This window comes from Anaerobacillus sp. ABR4_321 (assembly GCF_056158505.1).
Window position 1 is genome coordinate 1 of the sequence record NZ_JBSWTK010000009.1, and the last position, 5422, is coordinate 5422.

General features: G+C 50.8%; 5 protein-coding genes and 2 pseudogenes. 6 read left to right on the forward strand and 1 reads right to left on the reverse strand.

Annotated elements, in window-relative coordinates; genetic code table 11:
• Window positions 1-221: 221 nt before the first annotated feature.
• From ACXADT_RS21665 to ACXADT_RS21690, 6 genes and pseudogenes are all read left to right on the forward strand, one after another.
• Window positions 222-638, forward strand: coding sequence for an ACP S-malonyltransferase (locus tag ACXADT_RS21665; protein ID WP_474835891.1), 417 nt, complete (start codon window positions 222-224; stop codon window positions 636-638).
• Window positions 625-1089, forward strand: coding sequence for an ACP S-malonyltransferase (locus ACXADT_RS21670; RefSeq protein WP_474835892.1), 465 nt, complete (start codon window positions 625-627; stop codon window positions 1087-1089). The genes ACXADT_RS21665 and ACXADT_RS21670 overlap by 14 nt, the downstream gene beginning before the upstream one ends.
• A gap of 118 nt (window positions 1090-1207) precedes the next feature.
• On the forward strand, window positions 1208-1963 hold the full coding sequence (fabG, locus tag ACXADT_RS21675) for a 3-oxoacyl-ACP reductase FabG (protein WP_444939322.1): 756 nt from the start codon (window positions 1208-1210) through the stop codon (window positions 1961-1963).
• Between the two features lie 222 nt (window positions 1964-2185).
• Complete coding sequence (acpP, locus tag ACXADT_RS21680; RefSeq protein ID WP_152453358.1) at window positions 2186-2422, forward strand: acyl carrier protein; 237 nt, start codon at window positions 2186-2188, stop codon at window positions 2420-2422.
• Window positions 2423-2617: 195 nt separating this feature from the next.
• A pseudogene (gene fabF / locus ACXADT_RS21685) lies at window positions 2618-3860 on the forward strand (beta-ketoacyl-ACP synthase II).
• A gap of 78 nt (window positions 3861-3938) precedes the next feature.
• A complete protein-coding gene (locus ACXADT_RS21690; protein ID WP_444939320.1) occupies window positions 3939-4670 on the forward strand; it encodes an aminotransferase class IV in 732 nt (243 codons plus the stop codon).
• Between the two features lie 310 nt (window positions 4671-4980).
• Here the strand turns inward: ACXADT_RS21690 and ACXADT_RS21695 are convergent.
• Window positions 4981-5422: pseudogene (locus tag ACXADT_RS21695) on the reverse strand (hypothetical protein); the annotation flags it as partial.

The window sequence follows — 5422 nt, forward strand, 5'->3', positions numbered from 1 at the left end:
TGGGTGAAGGGCAACGTGATTAAAAGTCACGGGGGTGCCAGCAGCGAAGCTTTTTACCGGGCTATGGTGACGGCAAAAGAATGTGCCGATGCCGATTTGGCTGCCAGAGTTGGCGCCGCCTTGGTACAAGCTGGCGAGCGAAACTCAAAGGAAATGGGGTAGATACCACACCTCCCTCCTACTGAAATTTGCCAAACAGGTTTAAGGATATCTTATGACCAATGCCGCGCTTGCATTCGTCTTTTCCGGGGCAGGGATCTCAAAAGATCGGCATGCTCTCCGAAATTGCTCAGGAGGCCCCTGAAATCCAATCCACCTTTGCTGAAGCCTCAGAAGTCCTGGGATATGACCTCTGGGATCTCTGTCAAAATGGTGAGCAGGAAGCAATCAATCTTACCCAGCGTACACAACCTCTTCTTTTAGCCTCCAGTGTTGCTCTCTATCGCCATTGGCGCGCTCGTGGTGGTGCGGTGCCTGCTCGCATGGCAGGGCATAGTCTTGGGGAGTGGTCGGCATTGGTGTGTTCCGGTGTCCTGGCTTTTAAAGATGCTGTCCATCTGGTTCGTGAACGTGGCCGTCTGATGCAGGAAGCCTGTACCCGTGGGTACAGGAGCTATGGCCGCAGTGATTGGGCTTGATGATGATGTGGTGGGAGAGCTCTGTGCTAAAGCCGCTCAAGGTGAAGTGGTGGCTGCGGTGAACTACAACTCTCCGGGCCAGATCGTAATTGCAGGCAATAGTGCTGCTGTGGAAAGGGCGATAGATGCCTGTAAGGCGGCCGGTGCAAAGCGTGCCATGCCTTTGCCGGTGAGTGCGCCATTTCATACTGGGTTAATGCGTCCGGCAGCGGAGAAGCTCGCCCCTCAGATCGAGGCGGCGGAATTTAGTGCCCCGCAAATCCCTGTTGTACACAACGTGCATGCCGAAACTGAATCTGATCCTGCGAAGATCAAGGCTTTGATGATTGAGCAGATATATAGTCCGGTTCGCTGGACTGCCTGTGCGCAAAAGCTGATAAACGATGGTGCTTCCCAGCTGGTCGAGTGTGGTCCGGGTAAGGTGCTGGCTGGTCTCATCCAAGCGTATTGATCGCAGTGCCGTTTGTCACGGTATAGACACTCCCAGCAGCTTTAATGAAGCGCTGAGATCTACAGCCGCCTGAGTTGCTCAGGCACGATGGCAATGGTCAAATAAGGATAAAGCAAGTATGAGTCTGAAGACCTCCCTTGAGGGCAAAGTTGCCCTGGTCACTGGTGCCAGTCGCGGCATAGGTGCAGCAATTGCGGATATGTTGGGCAGCCAAGGCGCAGTGGTCATCGGTACTGCCACTAGTGCTGGTGGTGCCGAAAAAATTAGTGCGCGTTTCGCCGAGCAGGGCTTCAATGGCGCAGGTATGGTACTTGATGTCACCAGTGCGGAAAGTATCGCTGGGCTGCTAGACGAAGTGAAAAATGATTTTGCGGCGCCGACCATTTTGGTTAATAACGCGGGCATCACCAAAGACAATTTGCTCATGCGCATGAAAGATGATGAGTGGGACTCGGTGATCGAGACAAACCTATCCGCTGTCTACCGTATGACAAAAGCCTGCCTCAGAGATATGACTCGGGCACGCTGGGGGCGTATCATCAATATCAGCTCCGTGGTGGGTAGCATGGGCAACGCGGGTCAGAGCAATTACGCGGCCACCAAGGCTGGAGTAGCGGGTTTTGCTCGGTCCCTGGCTGCGGAGATTGGCTCTCGCGGCATTACTGTGAATACGGTCGCCCCGGGTTTTATTGATACCGATATGACCAAAGTGCTGCCTGAGGCGCAGCGCGAGGCGCTTCTTGGTAAGATCCCTCTGGGTCGTTTGGGGCAGCCCGAAGAGATTGCCTCTGTTGTGGCCTTCCTGGCGAGTGATGCCGGAGCTTATGTCACGGGGGAGACGATACATGTCAATGGCGGCATGTATATGGCCTGAGGCACGTTGAAAATATTTCAATAACCTATTGATTTTTAAAAGTTTTTTGTATTTGCTGATGGTGCCGCAGAGCCGTGCATTACAACCCTAAAAACTTGGGGTACAATGGCCTCTGAATTATCCAAAAGCTGTGTGAGCCGGTCGTTATCGCTGTTAATTGGATTGGCGAAATAACAATAGCGACTAAAACAGATTTTTACCCACTAGGAGTTAAATTGAATCATGAGCAGCATTGAAGAGCGCGTTAAAAAGATCGTTGCTGAACAACTGGGCGTGAAGGAAGAAGACGTTAAGCCTGAAGCCTCTTTTGTTGAAGATCTGGGCGCGGACTCACTCGACACAGTTGAGTTGGTAATGGCTTTGGAAGAGGAATTCGAAACCGAAATCCCCGATGAAGAAGCTGAGAAAATCACAACTGTTCAGCTGGCAATTGATTACATCAAGGACAACCTTGGTTAATTCCTGCTGGGTGGTTTAGGCGCGAACAGTTTTATTACTGTGCGTAGCCAAGCGTTTCTGAGAGCCGTTCTATGTTACATAGCGCGGCTCTCTTTATATTTGCACTATGGAATTGTGACTGCTGTTCTAGTGTTGATTCCTTCGTATGTAGATTGAAGGGAGAGCAGTGGCAGTAAGAGTTTCGGGGGGACCGCAGTGTCGCACAGAAGAGTTGTTGTAACCGGAATGGGCGCGGTGCAGCCCGCTGGGTAACACCGTAGAGGAGACTTGGTCTGGCATCCTAAAGGGCGTCAGTGGAGCTGCTCCAATAGAGTCATTTGATGTTTCGGCGTTCTCAACCCGCTTCGCCGCTATGGTGAAAGATTTTGATCCGACTCCTTATGTAGCCGCAAAAGATGCGCGCAAGATGGACACTTTCTTGCAATATGGCCTGGTTGCGGGTAACCAGGCGATGGAAGATAGCGGTCTGGAAATTAATGAAGAGAATGCGTCGCGTATGGGGACCTGTATCGGTTCCGGTATGGGAGGCATTTTGGCTATTGAAGATAATGCCCTGTTAATTGCCGACAAGGGCCCCCGACGAGTGTCACCATTTTTTGTGCCGGGTGCCATCATCAATATGGTCGCTGGCAATTTGTCGATAAAATTTGGTCTTCGAGGTCCAAATCTCGCCGTCACAACAGCCTGTACTACTGGCACCCATGCTCTGGGATTGGGCATGCGGACCATTCAGTATGGCGATGCGGATGTTATGGTGTGTGGCGGGGCCGAAATGGTCACTACGCCTGTTGGGCTCGGTGGCTTCTGTGCGGCCAGGGCGCTCTCTACGCGCAATGATGACCCCAAGACGGCCAGTCGCCCGTGGGATAAAAGTCGAGATGGTTTTGTGCTGGGAGAAGGGGCTGCGGTACTTGTCCTGGAGGAGTACGAGCACGCGAAAGCCCGCGGCGCAAAGATTTACGCAGAGCTTGCAGGCTTTGGTATGAGTGGCGATGCCCATCATATGACTTCGCCTCCTGAAGATGGTGCTGGAGCTGCGCTCTCCATGCAGAATGCGCTTAATGACGCCGGTATGAATGCTGCTGATATCCAGTATATCAATGCACATGGCACCTCTACGCCATTGGGAGATACGGCTGAAATTCAGGCTGTTCGTGAGATTTTTGCAGATTCTTTAGAAGAGCTGGCGGTAAGTTCTACAAAGTCTATGACTGGCCACCTTCTCGGTGCTGCAGGGGCTCTTGAAGCAGTTTTCTCTGTCCTTGCTCTGCGCGATCAAATGGCACCGCCAACAATCAATTTGTATGACCCAGACGAGGCTTGTGAAAATATCAACCTAGTGCCTCAGGAGGCCCAGCCTAGAGTAATTAATTCGGTACTATCTAACTCTTTTGGGTTTGGTGGCACCAATGGTTCATTAATCTTCAAGCGAACCTGATCTGTCTGCCCGCCTCTGGGCGGGCACTCCCATCCTGATATGTGCAAATTGCCACAATTTTTTCTCAGAAGCCGACCTGTGCAGAGCTTGCCTGCTGATGAGAGTTACGAAGATGGAATCCTCGAAACCATGCGCTGTCACAACGGAAGGTTGCCGCTGTGGCCGCTACACCAAGAGCGCCTGGCCCGGAATACTTGTTTGGATGAGGAGCTCCTTAAAGAGATTGATCGGTGCATACCCCGGTTGGTTAAGCAGCTTAACCAGAAAATGGCGATCGCCCGATTGCGGCTGGGTTCGGTTGGTGGTGAGTGGTGCTGGGATCTGTCCTTATTGCCGCTAAAGTTGACTGCCGAGACTGAACTTGGAGTTCGGCTTTACCCCTGTAAGACCTATCTACCGCTTTCAAAAAGTAGGAACTTAGGCAGCAAACTTTTATGTCGCAATCGATATAATAAGGCGAAATCTGAGCTCCCTGACGGGGAGCGTATCGATGGCCTGATGTTAGATAGTGAGGGCAGGGTTATCGAGAGCTTGCGCTGTAATTTACTGGCTCGCTTTGGTAATACCTGGATAACGCCTGATTTGCATCGCTGTGGTGTCCGGGGCGTCATGCGGGACTGGTTATCCAGTGAGATTCAGTGGCAGGAGCGAGATTTAGAAATTCGGGATCTGAGCGGGGCTGATGAAGTAGCATTGTGTAACAGCGTGCGCGGGGTATTGCCGGTTGTCGAGATTATCGGTCATCAACGTTGGTCGATCGGGGCTGGTGTTCGAGGGTTGCAGCATTTGATCATGGAAACATTGTGGTAAAGAAAAAGCGGACAAGCTCTCCTTTCAAGTTTTGGAAAATCCTGTCTTAGTGGTTTTCTCCTCGTTGCCTTATTGGGCGGAGCCTCTCTGTGGATGTTACAGATGGCCCTAGCGTCTCCACTGGCTGTGGGAGAAAAGGGCCTGCAGTTCCAGGTGCAAAAAGAGGTGCTGTGGCACAGGTTCTAGGTCCACTACTTAACCTTAGCAATACGTAACTGAACGAAGTAACATGTAACATAAAACTACCAATAAGTTGAAGACACCCATTCCCACTCCGTTTTGATGCTCGGGTAAAATGGAAGAAATCAAGTCAGCAGTAGAGCTCTGAATCAATGGAAATCCAAGGTAAGCGATCAGCAAACATGGAACGATGATCCAGGCTGCATAACCTGAGAATGTTGAGATAAAAAAAGGTTCCGCTCGCAATGAGTAGTAGTGCGAGCTTAACTACTGTCGTAGCGCCTTTTTGCTCAATAAGCTTTCCACCAAATTGACCGATTAACCCGGCTGCCATAGCACCAGGGAATAATACGAGCCCGATCGATAGCGTAGACAGTTCGTTTAAATCACGTAACATGATCGGAATAACAAAAATAAGGCCAAATAGTGCTGAAGTGCCGAGAAAGCTTGTAAGTGCTGTGATCGTATATTTCGTATTTTTTAAAATAAGTGGATCGATAAAAGGTTTCTCGATGGTAAACGTACGATATAGAGGTGCTGTACGTCCTGAAGTAAGTGTGGGTGTTAACCTT